Source organism: Empedobacter sp. GD03739 (genome assembly GCF_029843245.1).
In the GTDB taxonomy this organism is placed as follows: Bacteria; Bacteroidota; Bacteroidia; order Flavobacteriales; family Weeksellaceae; genus Empedobacter; species Empedobacter falsenii_B.
The window spans coordinates 1-1,103 of the sequence record NZ_JAOCHX010000106.1; the positions used below are offsets into that span (position 1 = coordinate 1).

The 1,103-nt window shown below is 32.1% G+C and carries 1 protein-coding gene; it reads right to left on the bottom strand.

Going from position 1 to position 1,103, the window contains the following annotated elements; all coding sequences use genetic code 11:
* Nucleotides 1-53 precede the first annotated feature (53 nt).
* Nucleotides 54-1,052, bottom strand: a complete 999-nt coding sequence (locus N5E64_RS15605) for an IS30 family transposase (protein ID WP_114998439.1) — start codon at nucleotides 1,050-1,052, stop codon at nucleotides 54-56.
* Between the last annotated feature and the right edge of the window lie 51 nt (nucleotides 1,053-1,103).

Consider the following 1,103-nt stretch of genomic DNA (forward strand, 5'->3'; position numbering starts at 1 on the left):
GGCGGTTTCAAGTTGCTAATGCAACGTTTAAGTAAAAATAGTAAAAAAAATGATTATTTGATTTGTTGAATAATCATTCGGTTAAAAACTTGAGCAGGTGAATATCCATCGAGCACTTTTCTCGGTCTTTCATTGAGTTCACGTTGCACCTTTTTGAGTTCTTTTTCTGAGTAAATAGAAAGGTCAGTACCTTTCGGGAAATAATCTCTTAAAAGTCCATTTGTATTTTCATTTGTTGGTCTTTCCCATGGCGAATATGGATGAGTGAAATAGACCTGCACTTTTGTATTTTTAGTGAATAACTTATGCTGAGCCATTTCGGTTCCATTGTCATAAGTCAATGACTTTTTCATGAGCTTTGGTAGCTTCTTAAATTCCTTCTCAAAAGCCTTACGAACAGTCTCCGCATTTTTGTCTTTTAGATGGACTAAAATCACTGCACGAGTTGATCTTTCGACCAATGTTCCAATAGCCGATTTATGATCTTTACCAATAATTAAATCACCTTCCCAATGCCCAGGAATCTCTCTGCCTATGACTTCTTGCGGTCTTTCATCGATAGAAATACGATCTTTAATTTTGATGTCTTTTGATTCTTTCGAACGAGCCGGACCTCTTGTTTTTTTCTTTTGTCTAAGCGATTCAATGAGTTTCTTTTTTAAGTGACTTTTACTGTGTAAATAGATATAAAAATAGATCGTTTCGTGGCTTACATTCATAGGTTTTTGATGTGGAAAATTCTGTTTTAAAAATATGGAAATTTGTTCAGGTGACCATCTTTTTTTAAGTTTAGCATGAACAATTTTTAGGAGCTTTTTATTGCTTAAAATTTTGCTTCTTCTATAGTTTTTATTCATCGAAATTTCAAAAGCAATTTGATTAGAAATGAAAGCATCATAAGCTCTTTTTTTGAATCTATTTACTTCTCTTGATATGGTACTTTTGTTTCGATTTAATAAAATAGCAATGGCTGAAATGGATAATTTTTGATCTAAATATTTCTCAATTTTAAATCGTTCTTGAAGGGTTAATCTTGTATAATTTTGGCTCATAACAACACTAAGTTAATAATTTATAGTGTTGCATTAGTTTTCTGAACCCGC

Excerpts from the sequence above, each read along its gene's own strand:
- N5E64_RS15605 (WP_114998439.1), bottom strand. The coding sequence starts at position 1,052 with ATGAGCCAAAATTATACAAGATTAACCCTTCAAGAACGATTTAAAATT.